The following is a 24688-nucleotide window of genomic DNA, read 5'->3' on the forward strand; positions in this document are numbered from 1 at the left end:
CGGACCCGTCCGGTGGACTGGATCACCACGGACCACGCAGCACGCAAGCACGCACCACACCCACCACGCACCAAGGGAGACAAGCATGACGGAGACGACAGGGGCCAAGTCGCGGACCCGCCGCGGCGACAAGGGGCTGAAGATCGGGCGGATCTTCACCACCCCGGGCGTCCACCCCTACGACCAGGTCACCTGGGAGAAGCGGGACGTCGTCCAGACCAACTGGAAGAGCGGCGAGACGATCTTCGAGCAGCGCGGCGTGGAGTTCCCCGACTTCTGGTCGGCGAACGCCTCGACGATCGTGACGACCAAGTACTTCCGCGGTGCGGTGGGCACCCCGGAGCGCGAGCAGGGTCTGAAGCAGCTGGTCGACCGCGTGGTGCTGACCTACGTCAAGGCGGGCAAGGAGCACGGCTACTTCGCCACCGACGAGGACGCGGAGATCTTCGAGCACGAGCTGACCTACACGCTCATCCACCAGGTCTTCTCGTTCAACTCCCCGGTCTGGTTCAACGTGGGCACGCAGAGCCCGCAGCAGGTCAGCGCCTGCTTCATCCTGTCCGTCGACGACTCGATGGACTCGATCCTCAACTGGTACCGCGACGAGGGCTTCATCTTCAAGGGTGGCTCCGGCGCCGGCCTCAACCTCTCCCGCATCCGCTCCTCCAAGGAGCTGCTCTCCTCCGGCGGCACCGCCTCCGGCCCGGTCTCCTTCATGCGCGGCGCCGACGCCTCCGCGGGCACGATCAAGTCCGGCGGCGCGACCCGCCGCGCGGCCAAGATGGTTGTCCTGGACGTGGACCACCCCGACATCGAGGAGTTCATCGACACCAAGGCGCGCGAGGAGGACAAGATCCGCGCGCTGCGCGACGCCGGCTTCGACATGGACCTGGGCGGGGCCGATATCCACTCCGTGCAGTACCAGAACGCCAACAACTCCGTCCGCGTCACCGACGCGTTCATGCGCGCCGTCGAGGAGGGCACGGAGTTCGGCCTGACCTCCCGCAAGGACGGCTCGGTCATCGACACCGTGGACGCCCGCGGGCTCTTTGACAAGATGGCCAAGGCCGCCTGGGAGTGCGCCGACCCGGGCCTGCAGTACGACGACACGATCAACGACTGGCACACCAACCCCGAGACCGGCCGCATCACCGCGTCCAACCCGTGCTCGGAGTACATGTCGCTGGACAACAGCTCGTGCAACCTGGCCTCGCTGAACCTGATGAAGTTCCTGCGCGACGACGACACCTTTGACGTGGAGACCTACCGGTCCGTGGTCGAGCTGGTCATCACCGCGATGGACATCTCCATCACCTTCGCCGACTTCCCGACCGAGGCGATCGGCGACACCACCCGCAACTTCCGTCAGCTGGGCATCGGCTACGCCAACCTCGGCGCGCTGCTCATGGCCACCGGCCACGGTTACGACTCCGAGGGCGGCCGTGCGCTGGCCGCCTCGATCACCTCGCTGCTGACGGGCGCCGCCTACAAGCGCTCCGCCGAGATGGCCGCGGTCGTGGGGCCCTACAACGGCTACTCCCGCAACGCCGAGGCGCACAAGCGCGTCATGCGCAAGCACCAGGCCGCCAACGACCAGGTCCGTCCGCTGGACGCCATGGACACCGAGATCCACAAGGCCGCCACCCAGGCGTGGGACGACGTGGTCAAGCTGGGCGAGAAGAACGGCTACCGCAACGCCCAGGCCTCGGTACTCGCTCCGACCGGGACCATCGGCTTCATGATGGACTGCGACACCACCGGCATCGAGCCGGACTTCTCGCTGGTCAAGTTCAAGAAGCTCGTCGGTGGCGGTTCGATGCAGATCGTGAACCAGACCGTCCCGCGCGCGCTCCGCAAGATGGGCTACACCGAGGAGACCATCGAGGCGATCGTCGAGTACATCGCCGAGCACGGCCACGTCATCGACGCCCCCGGCCTGAAGACCGAGCACTACGAGGTCTTCGACTGCGCCATGGGCGCCCGGGCGATCAAGCCCATGGGCCACGTGCACATGATGGCCGCGGTCCAGCCGTTCCTCTCCGGTGCGATCTCCAAGACGGTCAACCTGCCGGAGTCGGCCACGGTCGAGGAGATCGCCGAGGTCTACATGGAGGGCTGGCGCCTGGGCCTGAAGGCGCTCGCCGTCTACCGCGACATGTGCAAGGTCGGCCAGCCGCTGTCCGACGGCAAGGAGGGCAAGGCCGCCAAGCCGGACGAGAAGGGCGAGCCGGAGAAGGTCATCGAGTACCGCCCCGTCCGCAAGCGGCTCCCCAAGCGCCGCAGCAGCCAGACCACGAGCTTCGCGGTCGGCGGCGCGGAGGGCTACCTCACGGCCGGCACCTACGACAGCGGCGACCTGGGGGAGATCTTCCTCAAGTTCGGCAAGCAGGGCTCGACCCTGGCCGGTGTCATGGACGCCTTCTCGATCGCGGTGTCCATCGGCCTGCAGTACGGCGTGCCGCTGGAGACCTACGTCGAGAAGTTCACCAACCTGCGCTTCGAGCCGGCCGGTCTGACCGACGACCCGGACGTGCGGATGTCGCAGTCGATCATGGACTACGTCTTCCGCCGCCTGGCGCTGGACTACCTGGACTTCGAGACCCGCTCCTTCATGGGCATCCACTCCGCCGAGGAGCGGGCCCGGGAGCTGGAGACCGGGTCCTACGCGCCGACGCAGTCCAACGACGACGAGGCCTACGAGGACGAGCTGGAGTCTTTCAGCCAGGGCGTGGCCACGTCCCCGGCCAAGAAGGAGCAGAAGGCCGAGAAGGTCGCCGACTCCTCCGGCACCGGGGCCGCCGACGCCCGCAAGACGGACCCGGCGATCCACTCCTCGACCGAGCTGCTCGAGCAGTTCCAGGGCAAGGTCGCCGACGCGCCGATCTGCATGACCTGCGGGACGAAGATGCGCCCGGCCGGCTCGTGCTACGTGTGCGAGGGCTGCGGGAGCACCAGCGGCTGCAGCTGATCTAGTCAGTTGGGAGGCGCGCCGTTAGAACGGCGCGCCTCTCCACTGTTCCGTACACACGTTCTAGGATCCGAGTCATGACCTTCCGTTTCGCTGACCTCTTCGCGGGCATCGGAGGCTTTCACGCCGCCCTCTCTCACGCAGGTGGCGAATGCGTCTACGTTTCCGAGATCGACGCCAAGGCGCGTCGCGCCTACAGCCAGAACTGGCTTGAGGGGGCCCTTCCGGGAGACTTCAAACTGAACGGGGACATCACCAAGGCCACCACATCGAACGAGGGCCTCGACACGGACCTCCCCGATGACATCGACGTCCTGACGGCGGGGTTTCCCTGCCAGCCTTTCTCGAAGTCGGGATTCCAGAGGGGCATGGAAGAGATCCGCGGGACCCTTTTCTGGGACATCGCTCGCATTCTGAAGGACCGCCGGCCGAAGTTGATTCTCCTCGAGAACGTCCGAAATCTGGTCGGACCCCAGCACAAGCACGAATGGGAGGTCATTATCGCGACCCTCCATCGTCTCGGTTACAAGGTGAGTTCGACGCCCACTGTCCTGTCGCCTCACCTCATCCATCCGGCTGATGGCGGGACACCGCAGGTGCGTGACCGAGTGTTCATCCTCGGCACTCTGGTTCAGGGACGCGTGGACGACCCTGCCCTCGTGCCGCCGACTCTGGCTGACTGGCAGCCCAAGGCGTGGGATCCCCAGGACTGGCGCATCGACTGGATCCTCGATGACGACCGTGAGATCGAGAATCTTGAGGCCTACCGCATGTCCGAGGAGCAGCATCGCTGGGTCTCGTTCTGGGACTCCCTGATCCAGGATCTTCCCTGGTGGAAGCCTGTCAATGTCGCTCGCGCCGTTGACGGCGTCGACCGTGGGGCCCGCCGACTTCCAGGCTTTCCTCTGTGGGCAGAGTATTGGCGCGATGCGTATCTCTCGCTGGGTGAGGAGGACTTCGCGGATGATCCTCCCTGGAAGCGATCCTTCATCCTCAAGAACATCGATTTCTACCGCAAGAACAGGGCGGTGATCAGGCCGTGGCGAACCTCGAGCGATTACGCATTGCTGCCGATGTCGCGGCGAAAGCTGGAGTGGCAGGCTCAGTGGGAGACCAGCCTGTGGGACACGATCATGCACTTCAGGCCCTCCGGCATACGAGCCAAGAGGGCGACCTACTTCCCCGCGCTTGTGGCCATCAACCAAACGTCCGTGATCGGATCACGCAAGCGGGTCATCACTCCGCATGAGGCTGCCCGGCTCCAGGGTTTGGGTCGTGACTTTTCCTTCCCCAGTGAACAGCGCGACTCGGACTCCTACCGGCAGGTCGGCAACGGCGTCTGCGTCGGGGCCGCTTGGACTGTCCTGGTCGAGCACGTCCGCCGGGACGAAGAATTGCTGCCGCCATCCCTGGGCCGGGCGATTCTTGATAGGGCGGACGCCAACTGCAACCCCAGCCGAGGCAGCGTGGTCATCCCTGAGGAGTCAGAGACCGGCCCAACGGCGATGAGCGCGTAGGGCTGCGGGGGATGGCCAGAACTGCCGTCTGGACGGAAACCTGACCCTCTGACCGTGGAGGTGAGCGTAGTCAGCCGTGGTGGCGTCGCGCCGCACAAGGAAGACGTGCTCGGTCTCATGGATCGCCAGAAAGCGGCGATCGAACAGGAAATGAATATCCGCTCTCAGCGAGATGCCGTTCTGCACGTGGTCGAACTCCACCCCCCTGTAAGGCATGATGTGTGCCGCCTGCAGGACCGCGGGGGTGGAACAACCACTGGCCGCGCACTGGCCGCCGTAGGCGCTCAGCACCGTCGTACGGAAGTGATCACGACCTTCCCGCACGGCCACCGCTTGCAGCCGGCGGGAACGAGTGTCCTCAAGGCCTTCAGGGGTCCAGTCCTGCACCTCGACCTGGAGGTCAAGGTCCAGGGTTGACTGATCCAGTCGACCAGAGGGATCCACCCGATCACTAAGACCGTCGGTGATCTCCTGAAGCACTCGATTTGTCACGGTTCCGCCGCGGGCGAGGCGATCTTCCGGCATGCGCTGCCCTGGATGCGCGCACTCCCAAATCAGCCGTATCAGGCCGTCTTTCGTCGATACGTCCTGAGGCACGCCAAGGGCGCCCGCAACACTTTCTAGAAAGTCTCTCCGAACGGTGCTACCTCGGCTCGTCGTGAAGTGCGGGATGCCGAGCAAGTCCGACAGAGTCGCCATCAACGGGCGCTCGGGGAACTCTTCCGCCAGGATACGACCCTTAGTCATAGCGTTTCTCCCAGGAGTTGTCCGTAGACCCGCTCAGGCAACAGGGTCAAGGTGCGAATGTCGGAAAACAGGACTGTGTACCCGTCCTGGCGGAGTGCTTCCGCAGCCGCCTTCTGCCGCGTGTTCCACGAGTCCGGGTCGGTGCGCCAGAGCGGATGGGCCAGTACAACGGCACGTCGTCCGGTTGTGAGGGAGAAAAGGTCGCCCGCCTCGCGTTCCTCAACGCCGTCGAAGGCGCTTCGGAACATCGACGACGCGAAGGGTCCCCGGTCGAGCCAGCGATGCTCATTCATGGGTCGACCGAGGCACAGTTCGGCCACGTCCAAGGCGAGCCGCCAGTCCAACCACGGATGATCCATCTGGTTGTCGTAGGACCGTAGGCAGTCGGGGCAGGAAGCGGTGCACCTGGCGTGCTCCGGGTCTGCCCATCGCGGTCCAATGGCATCCACGAGTCGGGTCAGGACGGCTGTCATACGCTCCGGCCTGGCGAGCTCCACGGCATAACCAGCACCGTTCTCGAGGGCGTCGGCGATGTACACGGATGCGGTCCTGGTGGAGCCCACACGACGAGACTGCGTCCCTACGCGCAGTCCGCAGGGTCCACGTCTAACTCATGCTGTGCTCCACGCCTGATAGCGGCGGCCAGACTGGTCAACGCGGCGGCACCCCATCGAGTCGCGTGCTCGGAGATCGCGATGACGTTGTCTGGGACGTCAGCGGGCCGCGGGAGCGCGAGGATCGCGTCCGTCACCCGGATGTCGCCGATGGCAGCCTTGCCGATCTTGGTGACATTGTCGGCATTGAGCGAACCGCTCAGTGCAACGACGACGGAACGGTTTGCTCGACGGTACATCTCGAAAAGGTCGCCGTTGTTGTCGTTGATTGTCACGAGTTTCGCCTGCTCGAGCTGCCAGATCTCCATCCCGGGGAGCGTGGTGTCAGGCTTCTCGGTGAGATCAGTCCACCCCAGAACAGGTCGGCTCGCACGAGCCGACTCGTCATCGTCGATCCGTCGATCGTCACGGTCGCCCCCGGTCATGAATCCCTTGGGCATGTACATCGTCGTGCGTGACCGGTTGTGCTGGCAGATCGGGCAATCGGTGGCGTCGCGCAGGTTGGACGCCTCGGCACTCCCGCACTCGGCGCAGCGCAGTACGGTCATCGGCTCGCCAAGGGGGTCTACAAGCCTTGGCTTGTACCCGGCCCCATAGGCGGCGAAGCCGTTCGCGGTGTAGCTCCAGCCGTCCTTGATCACGATCGAGCCCGGCGAGAAGAGCGAGACTGCCTGATCCAACGACCTGTCGGAGATGGCGTCGTCCCTTCCCTTGGCGCCGTTGTCGGCACCGGGGTTGAAGTAGAGCTGACGAACCTTGGTGGGGAATCCGAACATCGGAAGAACACCCGCGTTGGCAAGGAGCTCGCTGAGTTCGTGCTGCGAGTTCAGCGGGCTTCGCGTGGCCGCGTCGATGTCCTCGACAAGACCGTTGCGCACCCACAGGCGCATCTCTTCTACCTCGTCGGCGGGCATGCCCGAGTAGGCACTGAAACTGTCGACGATTCGGTCGATGGCGGGGTCGTGGGCGCAGAACGAAGCGACATGGGGGAGGTTCTCCGCCCACTGTTCGACGCTCCCAAAGTTTCCATGCACGTTGTGCACAGCGGAGACCTTGACGGACGCGCTGCGGAAGGCGAGCCGGAGAACTTCCGCAGCCACGCCTCGCCTGACGACGGTCTGACGACCCGTGTCCAGGAACGGCCGGGGCGGGGGATCCCCAGTGATTCGATGAGCCTCTACGAAGTAGAAGTCATCATGACTCCGGTCCCGACACAAGGTCGCGGCGTACGAGAAGACTTGCCCAGCTCGGCCGGCGCGTCCAACGCGCTGCTGGTAGTTGAACCGCTGTGGCGGCATGTTGGCCATGACGGTAGATCGAAGGGAGCCGATGTCAACGCCGACTTCCATGGTGGTCGTGACACTCAGGACATCGAGCGGGGTTGACAGTGGGTTCTCCTCCGGGATCGGCAGCAATGCGTCGCGGAACCACCGTTGGCGCTCGCGCTGAACACGGTAGGGACGGGTCTGCCCGGTGAGTTCCGCCACAGCCAGCCGCCGAGCCTCTTGACCGGCGAGCCAGGCGTAGTAGTCCGACTGTGCTTCGGCCGGATTCTCGATCAACGTGCCGGGGCAGGCAAGTCGCGTGCATACCTGTGCCGACGCGTGCAGGTGGGGTCGTGCACACACGTCGCAGACGAAATAGGTGTCGCCGGGTGCGATGAGCTCGATCGGGATCGCAGGGTCGGTCAAGGACAAGGAGCCCCTCGACAGCAGGGGTTCTACCTTAGAGGCGACCTCGCCTCTGAGGGTGCCAAGGTCGACCTTCAGTAGAACTGACACCCGCGCGAGATAGTCGAGCACACTCTTCTGCCAGTCCTTGGCAGGAGTTCCCTCGAAGTAGGGATGCCAACGCCCACCGATAGCGAAGAGCCTCAGCACCGAGGGAATGAGACCACTCGTGTCGCTGTCCCCGATGAGCCCCAGGTAGGCGACTCCGGCAGACTCCAGGTCGCGTACGGCTGCGCCGAAGAGAGACATCGCCCAGAGCCATGGTTTGAGCGCGACGATAACGAGCCTGCTCATCATCCTTCGTCCCCCCATCGGGAAGAGTGGACCAGAGCCCAGGCGTGGGCGGGTCGAACGCCCATGTCCAGGCTTTGGTTTCGTCAGACGTCAACCGTTGCAGGGAAGCGCGCGGACCCCCCGGTGGCACCCCCAGCGCCGCCAAGCTGTTGCTGGTGTGACGCACAACGTCCGTCCACGGCAGAGCGCGACGACCGCGTTGGCTGTTCTCGAAGGCGGTGATGGTGGTGAGGTCATCCGCCGTGGCGGCGTCGAGATACCGTCGCTGGAAGGCCTTGTGGACGTCAGGAAACATCTGCGCGGCGTTGGCGTGGGCCGCCAGTTCGTGCGGTGGAAGCTTGCCGGGCTCGACGCCATCCCTCAGCAGCCGCAGGGTCGCGGACTCCTGCTCGTCCAGGGCCTTCTGCACCAGTTGACGGGTGAGGTCGAAGAAGTGGTTCGCAGCGACTCCACAGCCGTACGCGAAGCGTCGTCCCGACTGTCCGAGAAGACGATGGTCTTACGTGATGCGGGGTCGGTGCCGACACTCCTTACCACCTCTGAGATGAGGATCTGTGTCGCCTGGGATGCGCCCTGGGTATGTGCTCGGATCGGGCTTCGGACGCTGCCGTGTCGCATCCGGGTCTGCGTTTCCTTGTGGCCACAGTGAGGACATCTGGAGGGGAGAGCCGGAACCTTGGTCGGGTCGCCACCGGCTGCGCCGACGACAATGCCGGTCGCGGTTGCAGGTGTTGCTGCTGACAGCAACCCCATCTTCGCATCGAGTTCCGCTGGTTGGAAAGCGAACTTGACCTTGCCATCGCCGACCTGGTGCTCCCATCCCTCTTGCGCTGCGGGCGGGTGACCGGGGCGGTACCACGCATACCTAGCTCGGGTCTGCTGGAAGACCATGGTCCGTCTCGTCTGCGGCTCCATCGGCTGCGATGAGAGGAACTGGCCGTCGTCATGAGAGGTAACCACATAGCCGCCCAGGCTGACATCACCGCACTGGAAGCAGTAGAGCAGCTCGAGCACACGTGACCCGCACTCGCAGAAATGCTGCGGGCGGTCGTAGAGCTTGCCGACTGGAAGCGGGTCGTCTCGACTCGTCAGCGGGCACTGTGGGTCGACGCATGCCCACACGCCTCGCATCGTCCGCATGAAGATGTGCGCCCGAATGGGTATTAATGAGTCCTGCTCTACGGTCGACATCGTCTCAAGCGCTGTGTCGAGGCGACCGAGGTCGACCCCCAGCCGCGCGGCAAGGTCGGACGAGGCCGTGGGCAGGGGATCTTGATCGGCGGCCGGCCGGCATGCGTCGGCGATGAGATGGCTGAGTCGAGATGGGGGACACGCGTCCAGCCCACCTTGAGGTGCCTCAATCGGCATACGTCGGCCTGGAAGCACGACGAAGCGTTCCTTCGGGACACCGAAAAAGGCCTCGAGATAAGACGAGGGGTCTTCGCCCAGCGAAGCGCTCGTCGCCATCACCTTCAACTGCGGCGACGTAGGCGCGAGACCCAATCGCTTCAGCAGGTTTCGGAGAACCAGCGACACTTCCGCGCCCTGGGTGCCACGGTACAGGTGCAGTTCATCCACCACGAGCGAGAAGGAATGCTGGGCATCCTGCTCGAGCCATTCACGTGTGGCATCGAAGATGGCGTCCTCGCGCGGGCGCATCAGCATGACGTTCAGCATGGAGTAGTTGGTGACGAGAATGTCTGGTGGGGCCGCCACCATGTCCCACCGAGTCACCATCTCGTCACGCCGCGGGTCGCACATCTCCGACGTCAGGAGGCCGTCGACCGCTGATACGCGGTCGAACTCGGTGATCATCTCGTGGATCTCGTTCGCGACGGGCACGATCCTGTTCGAGCTACCCTTCCAGGGCAACTCGCCTGATCCGATGGTGGAGCCGGTGTACCGGCCAAACCACAGGCTAGGCCCGCCCTGCCGCCTGATACTGCGAATTGCTCGTCGCAGACGCGTGATCTGGTCTTCGACGAGTGCATTCGTGGGGTAGAGGACGAGGCTTCGCATCGCTGCCGTCCTACCGCGCCGCAGCGGTGACCATCCGGCCTTGTTCCACCATTCGTTGACCGTCTCGGGCTCCCATTCGCGTCCTTCCCCGATCAGGTCGGAAAGGAGAGGCAGGAGGAAGGACTCTGTCTTGCCGGAGCCCGTGCCGCTCGTGACCACGGGATTGTCACCACGGGCGTGGGCCTCCAGGGCCTGAGCTTGGTGGGTTCGCAGCAGCACGGAGTGGGGATCGGAGGCGCCGAAGACACTTCTCGTCAAGATTTCAGCCTCTGCAGGCGTCAGCCCCCAGGCGGCCAGTGTGTCGACGGCCGGGGCCGTCCCCTGGTAGGGCACGACCGGCTCGACAAAGACGTCCTGGACCAGCGTTCGGCTCTCCAGCAGCTCGCGACGCTCGTCCATGAGCCGCGGGTACCTCAACCAGTACTGGGTGTCGATGTATCGAGTGAGGGTCTCGACGAGGTTCTGACGAACCTCGAGCGGATGGGTCATGGTGTCGGCTTTCAGTTGGAGAGGATGGCGTAGATGCGGTCTGCCGCCCAGTCTGGAACAGTGGTGTAGACCAAAGAACGACCCATGAGCTGGGGCTCGCGCCCGCTGAAGGAGACCGTGGCCCTGCCCAGCAGGCCTGGCAGATCCGCCCCCTTCGGTACGCGAAGTTCTTGGCTTTCCCGGGAGTAGGCGACCAATGGGGGGGCGCCAGTCACAAGGGCGGCTATGTGCTTGCTCAGCTGGACCGTGCTGATGGCGATGGTGCTTTCCCGAAGGTCCTCTTCCGTCCGGATGATGTCCAACGCGCCGAAGCGACGTATCCGGAACCCACCCAGGCCCTCGATCGTGTCCGAGTCCACCCAGGAGGCCGACTGCGGGTCGAAGCGGGTGATGCTCCCAGACACCTGGTCAGGCCTCCTGGGGAGCGCCCGTGCTATCGAGCTCAGCGCTGGCAACACTTCCAGAATGCGTCTCCCAGAACTGTCGATGGGGACGTCCAAACCTTCGAGGGTCGACGGTGGAGTGCTGAACCACGTCGCTGGACCATTGGGATTCTCGAACGAGTCGACCGAGGCACCCGCCTCGGCTGCTTCCGCGAAGAAGGAATTGCTCAGGGTGTCGGACCAGTACCCCAGGTATGTCGCGTAGTCGCCAGGGGAGATGTCCAACCGCGTCTCTGTGACTTCCCAGCTCACGGGCCGCAGGCTCTCTGGATCGCGCCCGATGTTGAGATGACCAAGTGCCTCCAACAGTCGGCTCGCATGGTCGACGAAGATGCCCGTTGGCTCGATCTGCATGGCGATGCGCTCGAAGGAGTCCCAGGTGCCGCCGCCCACGTGGAAAAGAGCGTCGAGAAGAAGATCCCAGTTCGTCTCGTCCGCCTCCCGAACATGTTGCACGCCGGAGACGGACCTGATCTGAGCAGATTCAACGTGGTGCGCCTTGCGGTTGTGCCGGCGACGGTTCGCGTAGTAGTTGGTCGAGTACCGGCGCACGAGGCCACATCCCTGGCAGCGGCCCTCCACCGTGCTTTGAACCGGTCGGCCACGGCGATCGAGTCGCGGAGTCTCGATGATTTCGACGTGCCGTCCTGTGTAGATGCACGACGCAGGATCGGGCAGAGCGACGCTAAGAGAAGCCGGTGCGGCTTGCCTGCGTACAGCTCCCTCCCACCACGTCACCGCTGGGCAGATAGCAGTGGTGGCGGGCGCGGGTAAGGCCCGTGGGCTGCTGGAAACGCCGAGAACTCCGAGAACTCGGTCCACCTCGTACTCGACGGGCTCGATGCGGTTCCAATGCGCTGTGTCGGGCTGGCTGCCGGTTGCCAGGTAGAAGTGCGTCGAGGATGTCAGCTTTTCATCCTCGAGAAGGTCAACGCGATAGGAACCGGGGGTAAGGCCGTGCTCTCCCAGGTCAATGACCAGCACTCCGCTCGGGTCGTCAGCGGCGATGACGACCTCTTCCTCGTCCCCGTGGTCGGTGAACTGGATCACTCGGACGGAGACGCCGCCGGGGGCGTCGCTCACAGCCTTAATCTCAGGTGGGGATCCGGCGTGCCACTTGTTGCGGGTGGAGCCCGGCAGCTTGAAGCCACCGTCGATCCGAACCTGTCGGTTGGTGATCGGCACCAGGAACGCGAGGTCGTCCATGCCACTGGGCGAGACCAGTCCGCCGGGGTGCCCGAGCACCTCGACGTCCTTGAATACGGACCAGTGGGTGGGGACGCCGGGGAACGAGCTGTCCAACTTGGTCCAGCCGGGCCGGGCTACGTGCGAGAGAACGTTTTCCAAGCGTTCGACGAGGTCGTCGTGGGCGACAATGCGTAGGTTGTCCGCCAGAAGTACCTGGTCTGCCTCGACCCAACGTTGTGACAGGGGGTCCTGCTTGAAGGGGACCGCCCGACGGGGGCGCCTGGAGATCTGCGAGTCGTTCAGCGAGTCAGTCAGGGTGAACACGCCCTCGAGCAAGGTGGTCGAGTCCAGCGCTACCTCGTCCCCAAGGCTCAAGGTTCCCGAACCCGCGGGGTGCAGTGTGACGGGAACCTCCTTGCTGCTGCTCAAGATGGTTGCAGTTCTGGACTGCAGTGGTTCCGCAGCACTGATGAGCACACCGAGACTGAGCTTCTTCTTGGGGAAGGTTCCGAGCTCCAGGAGCAGCATCGCGCGAGAGGTGACACCTCCCTCCGCACCTTGGGTGCGAGGCAAGGTGCCGTCCCAGGAGGCCAGTGCCACGGCGGCAGTCTGGGCAATGCGCGGCCTGGCTGCTTGGCGACTCCATAGGGACTCGAACGTCCTCGTTGCCGGGCAGGGCTTCCTGCTCATCCACGCAGAGAGCAGGATCTGCATCTCGGCCGGTGGCACGTCTGATCCAGGGCTGAGGCCGAAAGACTGGAAGAACCCGACGAGTCGCTCGCGGTCTCCCCGACGGACGAGCGCCTGGGAAAGGGGCAGCCCGACATAGCGATGCTGCAGGGCGTACGCAGTGGGTAGTCCACGCAGACCGTCCAGCCCGACGAGCCAGTCGTTCAAGGCTCTCCAGAACGGTTCCGCCACCCTCCGATACCCGGCGGCGACCAGTTCCTTGTGCTCGCTGATGCCCAGGACCTGCGCGAGCCGTCCGTAGTAGTTGGCCTCAGACATCCCGTCGCCGTGACGCATGAACTCGGCGGTAGCGCTCAGAACCGCGAGAAGCCCCAGGACGGGAGGCGGCTCGGAGTAACTTGCTTTCCGCGTGCGCTTGCTCCGCCACGACCGCAGCTGGGTGCGGTGGGCAGAGAACACGAGGTTCGGTCCGTCGGTCAGGTCCAGGGTCGCTCTGGTTGCCTCGGCGAGGCGCGCGATGACCTCGTCAACAGGCGTTCCCGTCAACTCCGCAAGCGCGTCGACCTGATCCCCCTCGAAGTCGAGGTAGACGGGGGCGGGCGATGGGAGCTCCGGAAAGAAGGCCTCGCAAGTAGCGGCATTCCACTCCATGTACGTTCCCCATGCCTGCACAGGCTTCTCCCCTCACCGTTCATCGTCGTTGGCGTTCCCAGAGTTATACATGACCGCTCCGACAGCCTCCGTTGGTGGCCTTGACCAGGGTGCTATAAACGGCACATGTCATGGGTGCTCGAGGACGTCCTGCAGATCTCGCCAGCAGAAGCAGAGGCGCAGTGGGGCAGCATTCTCGAGAGGCAGACGGTGCCAGGCACCAGGCAGGTCGACTTCCTTCCGGTCGAAGTGGTCCTCTGCCTCGTGGCCAGTCTTGTTGTCGATCATCGTAGCTTCGGCGGCTCCACGGCGAATCGCGCTCCGAGCCCGGTTCCTGAACTGGCTGACCTGTTCCGCCGTCCCCCGTCCAGCGTCCTCGCCAAGATGGCCAACCTGGACGGGTCCAGGTCGCACGGCGCGAAGTACGACCAGAAGGTCGCCGAGCGCTTCCTCTCCGATCCCCCGTCCCTGCTGCGCGCCTACGGCGTCCTCCGGGACGGGGCCCGAGCCCGAGGCGTCGAGTCCCAGATACCCGAGATCGCCAGATTCCCGCTCCTACCTCGGTGGGTTGGAACCCCTGTCAGCGGTGCCATGGCCCGGTACGTTCTGGACAGGTGGGACCGGATCTCCGAACTCGATAAGTCCGGGGCGGTCGAGGTGGCCGGTGCCGGTGGAAGCGCATCCGAGGGTGCAGGCACGGGCGTCTCCACGCGGGTGTCGGAGGTCAGTTCCCCTGGGCAGCTGCAGGATGGAGACCACGAGGGCGCCGCCGAGGTCGACGAACGCTGGGACATCCAGCAACGCATCATCGAGCACCTGATTGATCTCTCGAACTCCACGGTGGTGCCCAACGAGGTCACGCTTCGTGTCGAGGACCTCGGAGAGGACGAGGTCAGGTTCGGGGACGACACCTGGTTCACTGCCTTGCTGGGTGTCCAAGATTTGTTGCGGTTCGGCCAGCCGCTGACCGGCCGTCGGACAAGGGCCGCCGAGGTCAAGTTGTTGGCGATGGAACTCGGTCGAGATGACTGGGAATCGCTGATCCAGCCGGACGACCCGAGCGAGTTCTCGAACGCCGGACTCGAGGCCCTGGAGAGCCGTCTTGAACGGGCCGTGCAGCGTCGTGACGCGTTCATCGAGGAAGTCGAGGCCGAGGGCGCCAGCCTACGGGCTGCTACCGGCGCCTGGATGTCTGCCTGGGACGAGGCCGAGGAGGAGGTCGAGTCGGAGGGCTCGGGCGCGATCCTGGCCGAGGCTGATGTGTGGCCCATCAGCGACATCAAGGCTCATGCCGAGAGAGGGCGTTTGAACCTCAGCCCCTCGTATCAGCGCGGCGACGTCTGGCCCAACGTCGACGCTCAGATCCTCATGGAGTCGATCCTGCGGGGGATCCCACTCCCTTCCGTCATCTTGATGCGGACCAACGAAGGGGGGCGGTCGGTCTACGAGGTCATCGACGGGAAGCAGAGACTCACCGCGATCCTGCGCTTCACCGGTAGCCATCCGAAGGCACTCGAGCACGTCAACCGTCTGGCTGCTCTGGAGCGTGACCCGTCTTTGCCGGAGCTCTTCCGCCAGGACTACCCGGCCTTTCGGCGGCGATGGCAGGAACTCACCGGCACGGCGCTCACCAGCACCCAGGAGCGAGAGCTGTACTTCCCCTTCAAGTTGCGGACCAACAGCATCGCCCTCGGCGGGTCTCTGGAACCTCTGCAGGGCAAGTACTACTCGCAGATCCGTGAGATTTCCCTTTACGTCGCGGGGCAGTGGCACGAGGTCGGGGATGTCTTCGAGACGAACTCGACCAAGTACAAGTTGCCCATGATCACCTACGACGACTCCGCGAGCCCGCAGCAGATCCACGAGGTGTTCAACCTCTACAACAAGCAAGGTAAGCACCTCAACGCCGAAGAGATCCGGAACGCGCGTTACCACAAGCACGCGCTTATGCGGGCCCTGTTGGCGACTGCGGGAGACGCGCAGGAGCCTCTTGACGTCGCCCCGTTCCTGTCATTGAAGTGGGGGGAACTGCGTCAACTCGCCCCGGCCTTGGAGGGGTACGGATTCGGTACCGCTCGTTATCAACGCACCAAGGTCCTCTCTTGGGTCGCTTCCCTGCTCGTTTTCGATGGCGTCCAGGATGGGCGGTCTCGCCAACGGTCAACGGCAGCACACATCAACGCTCTGATGGACCGTCTTGATCAAGATCCGTCGGATCCGTTGCGCAGTTCAAGGCGCGTCGAGGACCTGATGGTGTTGATGGCTAGTGCGGTGCAGGTGCACACAGCTGCCGACCCTTGGGGCGACGTTTTCAAGAATTCCCGCCGAACGGGTCGGTGGCAGGAGTTGCAACTGGTTGCGAGCCTGGTTGGCGTCGCCTTGGCGGTCGCTGCCGAAGGAGAGGCCGTCACGCTGCAGCGTCTTCGGGAGACCTCCGACATCCTGTGGCAGCGTTCTGAGTCGCTATGGAAGAGGCCGGTAAAGACACAAACAACCCAGCAGTGGCAATTCATAGCCACCGTGACGCTCGGCATTCTCGACGTCCTGGGCATCGATCCAGAGACGGCGGATGACGCCCTGCGCGTTCGCTTCGGGGCCTCAGGTGTTCTGGCTCTGCGGCGTAGCGTTCCGGGGGGGAGGTAAGTCACGTCCACCACTCCACCGCCGCATTCTGGGGTCTTCATCGACGGCAATGTCCGTGCGGATGTCGACCGCACGTCGACGCGACACCTCGCCAGAGTTTGCTCAGCGGCGCGCCCTGCACGCGGCGGGCCGGCGTTTCAGGGTCGTCTACCCGGTTCGGGGAAACCGGCGACGGACCATCCACATCGCCTTTTCCCGGGCTCGCGTGGCCATCTTCGTGGACGGGCGCTTCTGGCACGGCTGTCCCGAGCACGGGAACAGCCGAAGGCGAACCATGACTGGTGGGCGACCAAGATCGACGCGACCCCGCGTGGTGGCGACACCATCCCCTCCTAGGGGAGTGGGTTGGCGCGTCGTGCGCGTGAGGGAGCACGAGGGGTGTTCAGACGGCTGTGCAGCTTCGAGGCGGCCCTCGAGGCCTCCGGCGCGCTACTAGAATAAACAGTCACTCCTCCGGCGCCCCAACGCTTCTGGTCTGATGCACCTATACGTGCCAAGCCGCGTTGAGCCAGTGGTGGTAGGCGGCGACATTCGTCCTCGGGACCGACAGGGCGCTCTACCACGAGTGGTGGACCGGCAGCTCGTGGGGACCGTCGTTGACCGGCTACGAATACCAGGGCGGCGTTCTCACCGACTTCTGATCACCGGGCGCGGAGCATCGCACCGAGCGCGACCAGGGTGACGCCCGTCGCCGCGACAGCCGGGCGCAGGAGGAGGGGCTCGCCCTCCAACGGGTAGCCGAAGGTCGCCGTCTCGGTGAGCGGCCAGGCGAGAAGCACCGTGCCGGCGAGGACGTGCCCGAAGCGGCGCGGCCAGCGACGGCCCTGGAGCTCCGCGACGGCTGTCGCGAGAGGGAGCACCGCGTTGGAGGCGATGAGCGCGACCCCGGGCAGCAGCCAGGAGACGACGGGCAGCCGGTCCAGCATCCACGGCCGGAGGCCCATGGCGCCCTTCGGGTCGAGGATCATCGCACCCCCGCCGCCGACGGCCGCGAGGGCCGTGAGTCCCTCGAGGGCGAGAGCGGTGCGCCGCACGACGGTCTCCCCGCCGGTGCGCTGCGGTAGGACTGGCGATCGGCGCATGCGTGCCTCCATGCCGTGTTGGATGCTCACCACAGTGTGCGCCTCCCCGGGGGAGTGGCCCGGCGCGGGCGGGGGCCGCCGGGAAGAACGAAGGGCGGGTGCGCCTTGCACCTCTGCGCAGACCCCGCGCGCCCCTCGAGGAGACGGACCCCATGCCAGAGCAGCAGACGATCGTCATCACCGGAGCCAGCGACGGCATCGGCGCCGCAGCCTCCCGTCAGCTGAACGCGCACGGTCACCGGGTGGTCGTCGTGGGGCGCTCGCCGGAGAAGACCGCCGCCGTCGCTGCCGCGATCGACGCGCCGTCGCACGTCGCGGACTTCGCAGACCTGGCCCAGGTGCGGGCCCTCGCGGGCGAGCGGCTCACGGCATACCCGCGCATCGACGTGCTCGCCAACAACGCGGGCGGCATCTTCACGCAGGAGACCACGGTCGACGGGTTCGACAAGACGTTCCAGGTCAACCACCTGGCGCCGTTCCTGCTCACCCACCTGCTGATGGACCGCCTGGTCGAGTCCGGCGCGAAGGTCATCCAGACCTCCAGCGTCGGTCACCGCGCGTTCGTGAAGCTCGACCTGGACGACCTGGACAACAGCCGGGGCTGGAACGCTAACAAGGCCTACGGCGACGGCAAACTGGCCAACGTCCTGTTCACCAAGGAGCTGCACCGCCGCCACGCCGACCGGGGCATCAGCGCGGTCGCGTTCCACCCCGGCGGCATCGCCACGAACTTCGCGAACGACACCTCGAGCATCATGCGGTTCGCCTACCACACGCCGATCAAGCACCTGATGACGAGCGTGGAGAAGGGCGGTCAGCGTCTCGTCTGGCTGGCCGAGGGCACGCCGGGGGTCACCTGGCGCTCGGGGGAGTACTACGAGAAGAACAAGCCCGGCAAGGTCAACCCGCAGGTCCACGACGATGCCCTGGCCACTGGGCTGTGGGAGCGCAGCGAGGCGATGCTCGGCCTGTGAGCGCTGGTCGGCGGTCGACCCGTCATGGAGGTGGCATGGGGCGGCAACGGGCCGAAGGGAAGTCGTCCGCCCCCCAACCTGGTACGGGGCCGACATACTGGGGAAGTGGCGCTGACGCGCTATGCGCGCCGTGGGCCACAGCGGTGGTAGTTCTGCGAGAGTGCGGTTCATGAACGAGCCGCGGACAGGACATTTTTTCGTTGTGCACGGTGACCTGACCACGCTGTCCTGTGATGGGCTTCTCATCCCGTGCGACCAGGACGGTTCTGTCAGCGACTGGTGGTTCGACATGTTCCAACAGACGCCGTCGAGCGGCGAGCGGTGGGAACCGCTGCCACCCGGGGCCGAGTTGCGACGTACGGCCCGGGGTCCCGTCCGGCATGAGTTCGTCGACACGGTCTCGACGGGCGAGGACGTGGGCGCTCTCGTGGACGTGGTGCGTCGCGGCCTCGCGGCGCTAGCCCAGAGGGTCGGCGACTCCGCTGGCGCGGGTCGCATGGTCCCTTTGCTGGCCATGCCTATGCCCGGGACGGGGAACGGGGGCCTGGACCACAGGCGTGGTGCGGTCGTCCAACAACTGGTCCCTGGACTAGTCCGTTCCGCTACCGAACTGCGCGTCGACATTGCGCTCGTCGTGCAGGGTGGCCGGGACTACGCCGCGCTCCAGGGCGCACGGGGGAGCAGCAGTTTCGAGCTGTCCGACGAGCACACGGACCATGCTGATCGCTTGGGTCGGCTAGCAGGTGCCGACCAGCTCTCCTTATTCGTCGGTGCAGGTGTCAGCGTTCCCCTTGGCCTGCCGAGCTGGTCTGGACTCGTGAACGCCTTGCTTACCCGGGCGGGGATGCAGACCGTGCCCGACGACAGCACTGAATCAATGCTCAAGGACGCAGCAGGTCAGGCCAAGTCGAAATTGGGCGTGACGTACGACGACACCCTGGCAAAGATGCTTCATGTTCAGCGCCACGCGCTGGGTCATGCGCTCCTGGCGGGTTTGCAGACGCAGCAGAACGTGACCAGCAACTTTGACCGGGCGCTCGAGTTGGCGATGAAGCCGACGCACGGTGACGAGTTGAAGGTCGTGGCTCAGCAGTGGGCTGCTGCCGAGGCGCCCTGGTTGCTGAAGCTCCACGGGACGGCGGGGGATCGGCACGGCGTTGTACTGACAACAGAGGACTACCGGGCCCACCGCGAAGCCGGGGAACCTCTTTACGGACTGGTTCAGGCTCTCCTGATGACGAGCCACCTGCTCTTTGTGGGGTTCAGCCTCACGGACAACGCTTACCTGGAGAAAGCCCGCCCCGTCGCTGACATCTACCAGAGGGCCGGAGCGGGCAGTCGCAAGGTAGCCACCGCGCTCGGCCTGAAGTCGCTCGCCGACGAGGAGCGGGTCATGGATCGTGCGTTTGACCACTTGTCCTTCGGTAGGGAGGAGCACGGGGTTCCCGCTGCGGCGCGGACACTGGAGATCTTCCTCGATCGGGTGGCATGGACGGCAGCCCGCTCGCGGGAGGGCGCCCACAGCTACCTGATGGACCGTCGGTACGACGATCTGGTCAAGGAGCAGCACGGCGAAGACCTGCGAACTGCGTTGGAAAACGTCCGGGACGTCGCCCGTCGAAGCAAGAGTCCAGCCGCCCTTCACGTCCTTGATCAGTTGCAGGAATTCGGGGCTGGGGCACCGTGATTGGGTAGGCTGCCGACGAGAGGTGGCTCGCTCCGTACTGAGGTGACAGCACCCTGTACAGGGGGCAGAGTGCTCCCATGACGGACCTTCTGACCTTGTTGGAGTCGTTTAACCGCAAGGAGCGATTCATCCTCATGACGCAGGCGAGCGCCGGTGCAGTCCCCCTCGGCGTGAGCGCCCAGTTCCGTGAGCGGCTCAACGCTGTGCTTCCTGAAACCGTCCAGGTTCCTGACCTGGACAGAGTCACCTACGTGCTGGCGATGGACTTCCATCTCAACTGGCTGGCCGCTGCCCTTCAGCTCGCTTATCGGGGTAAGTCGGTCAACGAGGACTTGGCCCAGTCCTCCAACGAGTCCGCGGGCCAGATCTCGGGTGCCCCAAAGGGGAAAGCCTTCGAGCGCAACCAGGAGGACATCGACCTGTTGCTCGGTTGGGTCGCTGGCGAGCGCACGAAGCTGGTGCTGGTAGAAGCGAAGGCCCACACGAGCTGGCAGACGGGGCAGGTGGCGTCCAAGAGTGCGCGGTTTGCCGCCATATTCGGGACCAACGGGCAGACGTATGCCGATGCCCCCGTTGACGTTGCCTTCGTCTTGGCCGGATTCAAGACGCCGAAGCAACCGCAGTTCATGAAGGCTTGGGATCAGTTCGCCCTCCGGGAGACCGGGACTCACAGCAAGACCAGGCGATTCATCCCGCTCGACATACCGTCCGAAGTGCTCGTGGTTGGCGAGCACGACGGTCAGGGTAACTCCCAGACGAACGGAGGTCACTGGCGAGTTTCGCGCAAGCAGTTCACCGCCCCTGGGCCCAAGACCCCAGGCTGACCTACGCGCAGGGCCGAAATCCCCTTTCTGTCCAAACACAGCCCCGCCCCCCGCTAGGGTGCGGCCCATGGCCCGGACCGCGACGCAGCGCATCCCGCGCCGGGCCGTCGCGGGCTACGCCGCGGGCAGCGTCGGCACCGGGGGGTTCGGCACGTTGCCCGGGCTGGTGCTGGCCTACTACCTCACCGACACCCTGGCCGTCCCCGCCCTCCTGGCCACGCTGGTTGTCGTGGTCCCCAAGGTCTGGGACGTCGTCATCGACCCGGCCGTGGGGGCGCTGAGCGACCGCGAGACCAGGGGCCGCGGCACCCGCACCCGGCTGATGGCGGTCGGCGCGCTCACCCTGCCGGTCGGCTTCGTCGGCATGTTCGCCGTCCCCGAGGGTCTCACCCCGCTCTGGGCGGCGGTCTGGGTCACCGGGTGCTTCGTGCTGGCCACGACCTCGTTCAGCCTGTTCCAGGTCCCCTACATCGCGCTGCCGGCCGACCTCACCGGCTCCTATGACGAGCGCACCCGCCTCATGGGCTGGCGGATCGCGGTCCTCGCCCTCGCCATCCTGCTCGTGGGTGCCGGTGGTCCGGCGGTGCGGGACGCGGTCGGCGGGGGAGCGGCCGGCTACCTGCTCATGGGAGTGGTCGTCGCCGTCGCCCTCCTCGCCGGCATGCTCGGCACGGTCCTGGGCGTCCGCGGCCACCGGGCCCTCCCGGCCGAGGAGCTGGACCCGGGCGCCGGCGTCCGCGGCAACGCCCTGCGCGGCTACCGCGAGGGGCTCGCCGCGCTCCGGGACGTGGCGGCATACCGCGTCCTGCTCGTCGTCTTCGTGCTCCAGGCGGTCGCGACCGGGATCATGCTCGCCGCCGCGCAGTACGTCGCGACCTACACCCTCGGCCAGCAGTCCGCCCTGACCTTCCTCTTCGTGGCCCTCGTCGCCCCGGCGCTGCTCGTCATGCCGCTGTGGACCCGGTATGCCGCCCGCTACGGCAAGCCCCGCTCGCTCACCCTCGCGTCGGTCCTCTTCGCGCTCGCCGCGCTCTGCCTGCTCGCCCTCGTCCGGTTCCCGGGAGCCTGGCTCTACCTGCCGGTCTGCGTCGCTGGCATCGCCTACGCCGGCATGCAGCTCTTCCCGCTGGCGATGCTGCCCGACGTCATCACCTCCGCCGGCCGCGGCAGGGGAGGGTCGATGAGCGGGCTATGGACCGCCGCGGAGACCGGGGGACTGGCCCTGGGCCCCGGCATCGTGCTGCTGCTCTTGTCCGTCACCGGCTTCCGCTCCAGCACCGCCGACACGGTCGTCGCCCAGCCCGACGCCGCGCTGGCGGCGATCGTCGTCGCCTTCTCCGTGCTGCCCGCCCTGCTCGTCGGCGCGAGCCTGCTCGTGCTGCGCCGCTACCGCGACCCGGTGCCCGTCCCCGCCGTCCCGATCGAGGATCCCGTATGACGCACCAGCCCGACCCGACCACCCCCGGCTACATCACGTTCGAGACGGACGCGGTGCTCGCCCGCCTGACCGCCTACCGCGGCCACGACGCGCCCACCCACGGCGGGCGGGTGCTGTCCTACGTCTACGACAGCGGCCTCGCCGCGCTCGACGAGCTGGCCGCCCGGGCCGCCCGCGAGGTGCAGTCGGTCAACGGGCTGGACCCGACGACCTTCCCCTCCGTCGCGCTCATGGAGGGCGACCTGGTCGCGTTCGGCCGGCAGATCCTGCACGGCCCGGACGCCGTCGGGTCGGTCACCTCCGGCGGCACCGAGAGCTGTCTGCTGGCGGTCAAGGCTGCCCGCGACGTCTGGCGGGAGCGCCACCCGGGCAGCACGGCCCGCTCCCGGATCGTGCTCCCGCAGACGGCGCATGCGGCGTTCCACAAGGCCGCCCACTACCTCGACCTGGACGTCGACGTCGTCCCCGTCGACCCCGCGACCGGCACCCTGCCGGCCGCCGACCTGACCCGGCGCCTCGACGAGGGGACGACGCTTGTCGTGGTGAGCGCACCGGCATACCCCCATGGCGTGGTCGACCCCGTGACCGAGGTGGCCGCCGCGGCGCAGGAGGCCGGGGTCCCGTGCCACGTCGATGCCTGCATCGGCGGGCTCGTGCTGCCGTTCTGGGGGGCCGCGGGAGGCGGGCCGGTGCCGCCGTGGGACCTCCGGGTGCCCGGGGTGAGCAGCATCTCGGCGGACCTGCACAAGTACGGCTACGCGCCCAAGGGCAGCTCCCTCCTCCTCTTCGCCGACCGCGCGCTGGACCGGGCGCGCTACTTCGCGCTCACCGACTGGCCGGGGTACCCGGTCGTCAACCCCACCGTGCTCGGGTCCCGCTCGGCCACCTCGCTCGCCGCCGCGTGGGCGGTCACGACCGCGCTGGGGGAGCAGGGGTATGTCGCGCTGACGCGGCGTCTGGTCACCGCCACGGCGGCGGTGCGCGGGTGCGTCGACGATATCGTCGGCCTGCGGGTGCTGGGTGACCCGGTCGGACCGCTGGTCGCGGTGGTCGCGGACGAGGACGTGCCGGCGGGGGAGCGGGTCGACCCGCACCTGTGGGCCGGGGCGGTCCGGCGGAGGGGGTTCGTGCTGCAGGGGCAGCCGGCGTTGACGCAGTCGCACGGCTCGGTGATCCCGCGGTCGACCCACCTGACCGTGACGCCGGTGACCGCCGGGGTGCTCGACGAGCTGCTGGAGGCGCTCGCGGGCGGGGCGGACGACGTGCGGGGTCAGGCGGGGGCCGGGGCAGCCGGTGGCCCGGGTGCTGCGGCCGGTGATGGCGTGGCGGGGTCGCCGGACCTGCCCGACCCGGCGGAGCTGGCGCGGGCCGCGCGCGAGGACGGCGAGCTGGACCTGACGGCGGTGCTTGACCTCATCGAGACGCTGCCGAGGGAGGTGAGCGCGCGGATGCTCGTGGCGTTCCTGGCGGAGTTCACCGAGCCGCGGGTCGACGGGCGCTGAACCCCGCGCCGCAGTCGGACGCGCGGGTCGCGGCAGGACTCACCCGCCGTGGCGCGCGCCCCACGACGGGAGCCACGGTTCACCGTCGGGCTCCTTGGCCAGGGGCGTGAGCATGGCGGTCATGGCCAGGTCGGTCGCGAGCGCGTCGCAGGCCCACGCCAGCTCGAGCCGGGTGGCGCCGTGCTCGAGCAGGGGCGTGCTGCCGTGGCGGGCGCCGAGCAGTCCGCCGACGACGGCGGAGGTGCCGTGCTTCTCCGGGGAGAAGGAGGCCAGGGCCATGGCCATCATGAGCTCGTCCGGGTCGGGGTGGGACAGGACCAAGTAGACGGCGGCAGACAGCGCCGACGCCGCGGAACGGTCCGGGGCCAGGTCGGCGACCCGGGCGGGGCTGCGGGGCTCCACCGCGGCCGTGGTGATCGCCGCACCCACCCGCTGCTTGACCAGGTCACCGCCCTCGGGGGCGTGGTTCTCCAGCAGGGTGACCCATCCCTCGGCGAGGGGGACGGAGCGGTCCGCCGCCTGGGCGACCAGCAGCGCGCCGAGCGTCGCTGTCGGCGCCGCCAGCGGGTGGGTGTGGGTGGTGCCGACGAGCTCCTCGACCGGCCAGGTCAGGGACGGGCCGTGCAGCGCCAGGAGCACCCCGAACGGGAGGGTCCGGACGAGGGCGTGGGCGCCGAGGCTGCCGTGCCCGGGACCGGCGGGCAGGCCGGAACGCAGGCTGCGCACGGTCGCCGGGGCGTTGCCGCGCCGGGCGCCGAACGCGGGGGAGCGGGTGAGGAGGCTGGGCGTCCCGCTGCGGTTCCCGGCGACGCCGGGGATCTGCTGGGCGGTCGCCCAGCGGCGGAGGGCCTCGAGGTTCTGGTGGCCCCAGTCGATGCCCAGACCCTGGCCTGCCCGCTCCATGGCGCGCACCATCCCCTCGGTGGTCGCCAGCATGAGCTGGGTGGCCACACCGGCCGGCCAGGACGGGGCGGAGCTGGTGAGGTGGTCCGCTGCGTCGCCGAGGGCGATGCCGTGGTGGACCCCGCGGGACAGCTCGATGAGCTTGGACAGGGTGGCGGCGGACTGGTAGTCGCTCGTGCTGGGGTCTTCGGTCATGGGGACCTCCTCGGTGGGCGTCGGCCGATGCGTTCACCAGCCTTCGATGTCACCTTGACCCTAATGGTCGGGTCTGACAGACCTGACCGC

General features: G+C 66.7%; 16 protein-coding genes and 1 pseudogene. 10 read left to right on the forward strand and 7 right to left on the reverse strand.

Annotated elements, in window-relative coordinates:
• Nucleotides 1-85: 85 nt before the first annotated feature.
• Together ACQ95T_RS05680 and dcm are read left to right on the forward strand one after the other, a co-directional pair.
• Nucleotides 86-2968: a vitamin B12-dependent ribonucleotide reductase gene (locus tag ACQ95T_RS05680; protein ID WP_425940127.1), complete on the forward strand. Its 2883-nt coding sequence runs from the start codon at nucleotides 86-88 to the stop codon at nucleotides 2966-2968.
• A gap of 77 nt (nucleotides 2969-3045) precedes the next feature.
• Nucleotides 3046-4485 carry a DNA (cytosine-5-)-methyltransferase gene (gene dcm, locus ACQ95T_RS05685; RefSeq protein ID WP_425940129.1) on the forward strand — a complete coding sequence of 480 codons (1440 nt, stop codon included), beginning with the start codon at nucleotides 3046-3048 and terminating at the stop codon, nucleotides 4483-4485.
• Here dcm and ACQ95T_RS05690 read toward each other — a convergent pair.
• From ACQ95T_RS05690 to ACQ95T_RS05710, 5 genes are all read right to left on the reverse strand, one after another.
• Nucleotides 4453-5232, reverse strand: a complete 780-nt coding sequence (locus ACQ95T_RS05690) for an HNH endonuclease (protein WP_425940130.1) — start codon at nucleotides 5230-5232, stop codon at nucleotides 4453-4455. The genes dcm and ACQ95T_RS05690 overlap by 33 nt on opposite strands.
• Complete coding sequence (locus tag ACQ95T_RS05695; protein WP_431473628.1) at nucleotides 5229-5771, reverse strand: hypothetical protein; 543 nt, start codon at nucleotides 5769-5771, stop codon at nucleotides 5229-5231. Before ACQ95T_RS05695 ends, ACQ95T_RS05690 begins: the two co-directional genes overlap by 4 nt.
• 41 nt (nucleotides 5772-5812) lie before the next feature.
• Nucleotides 5813-7870: a helicase-related protein gene (locus ACQ95T_RS05700; RefSeq protein WP_431473629.1), complete on the reverse strand. Its 2058-nt coding sequence runs from the start codon at nucleotides 7868-7870 to the stop codon at nucleotides 5813-5815.
• Between the two features lie 360 nt (nucleotides 7871-8230).
• Nucleotides 8231-10378: a DEAD/DEAH box helicase gene (locus ACQ95T_RS05705; RefSeq protein ID WP_431473630.1), complete on the reverse strand. Its 2148-nt coding sequence runs from the start codon at nucleotides 10376-10378 to the stop codon at nucleotides 8231-8233.
• Between the two features lie 11 nt (nucleotides 10379-10389).
• On the reverse strand, nucleotides 10390-13350 hold the full coding sequence (locus ACQ95T_RS05710; protein WP_425940133.1) for a hypothetical protein: 2961 nt from the start codon (nucleotides 13348-13350) through the stop codon (nucleotides 10390-10392).
• A 126-nt stretch (nucleotides 13351-13476) separates the two neighbouring features.
• On the opposite strand from ACQ95T_RS05710, the gene ACQ95T_RS05715 reads away from it, so the two are divergent.
• From ACQ95T_RS05715 to ACQ95T_RS05725, 3 genes and pseudogenes are all read left to right on the forward strand, one after another.
• A complete protein-coding gene (locus tag ACQ95T_RS05715) occupies nucleotides 13477-15993 on the forward strand; it encodes a DUF262 domain-containing protein (RefSeq protein ID WP_425940135.1) in 2517 nt (838 codons plus the stop codon).
• Nucleotides 15994-16054: 61 nt separating this feature from the next.
• Complete coding sequence (locus ACQ95T_RS05720; protein ID WP_431473631.1) at nucleotides 16055-16429, forward strand: very short patch repair endonuclease; 375 nt, start codon at nucleotides 16055-16057, stop codon at nucleotides 16427-16429.
• 133 nt (nucleotides 16430-16562) lie between these two features.
• A pseudogene (locus ACQ95T_RS05725) lies at nucleotides 16563-16634 on the forward strand (hypothetical protein); the annotation flags it as partial.
• Here ACQ95T_RS05725 and ACQ95T_RS05730 read toward each other — a convergent pair.
• Nucleotides 16635-17075 carry a hypothetical protein gene (locus ACQ95T_RS05730; protein WP_425940138.1) on the reverse strand — a complete coding sequence of 147 codons (441 nt, stop codon included), beginning with the start codon at nucleotides 17073-17075 and terminating at the stop codon, nucleotides 16635-16637.
• 152 nt (nucleotides 17076-17227) lie between these two features.
• Here ACQ95T_RS05730 and ACQ95T_RS05735 point away from each other — a divergent pair, with 152 nt between their 5' ends.
• The 5 genes from ACQ95T_RS05735 to ACQ95T_RS05755 all read left to right on the forward strand — a co-directional run bounded on the left by ACQ95T_RS05735 (nucleotide 17228) and on the right by ACQ95T_RS05755 (nucleotide 23500).
• The gene (locus tag ACQ95T_RS05735; protein ID WP_425940139.1) at nucleotides 17228-18049 is read left to right on the forward strand and encodes an SDR family NAD(P)-dependent oxidoreductase; all 822 of its coding nucleotides are present in this window, start codon (nucleotides 17228-17230) and stop codon (nucleotides 18047-18049) included.
• A gap of 169 nt (nucleotides 18050-18218) precedes the next feature.
• Nucleotides 18219-19736 carry an SIR2 family protein gene (locus tag ACQ95T_RS05740; protein WP_425940141.1) on the forward strand — a complete coding sequence of 506 codons (1518 nt, stop codon included), beginning with the start codon at nucleotides 18219-18221 and terminating at the stop codon, nucleotides 19734-19736.
• Nucleotides 19737-19813: 77 nt separating this feature from the next.
• Entirely contained in the window at nucleotides 19814-20560 is a 747-nt protein-coding gene (locus tag ACQ95T_RS05745) for a hypothetical protein (RefSeq protein WP_425940142.1), read from the forward strand.
• A 67-nt stretch (nucleotides 20561-20627) separates the two neighbouring features.
• Nucleotides 20628-21998 carry an MFS transporter gene (locus ACQ95T_RS05750; RefSeq protein WP_425940144.1) on the forward strand — a complete coding sequence of 457 codons (1371 nt, stop codon included), beginning with the start codon at nucleotides 20628-20630 and terminating at the stop codon, nucleotides 21996-21998.
• A complete protein-coding gene (locus ACQ95T_RS05755) occupies nucleotides 21995-23500 on the forward strand; it encodes a pyridoxal phosphate-dependent decarboxylase family protein (RefSeq protein ID WP_425940145.1) in 1506 nt (501 codons plus the stop codon). The genes ACQ95T_RS05750 and ACQ95T_RS05755 overlap by 4 nt, the downstream gene beginning before the upstream one ends.
• A 39-nt stretch (nucleotides 23501-23539) precedes the next feature.
• Here ACQ95T_RS05755 and ACQ95T_RS05760 read toward each other — a convergent pair whose 3' ends face one another.
• Nucleotides 23540-24598, reverse strand: a complete 1059-nt coding sequence (locus tag ACQ95T_RS05760) for an ADP-ribosylglycohydrolase family protein (protein ID WP_425940146.1) — start codon at nucleotides 24596-24598, stop codon at nucleotides 23540-23542.
• Between the last annotated feature and the right edge of the window lie 90 nt (nucleotides 24599-24688).

Source organism: Ornithinimicrobium carbonis, from assembly GCF_050703245.1.
Lineage (GTDB): Bacteria > Actinomycetota > Actinomycetes > Actinomycetales > Dermatophilaceae > Ornithinicoccus.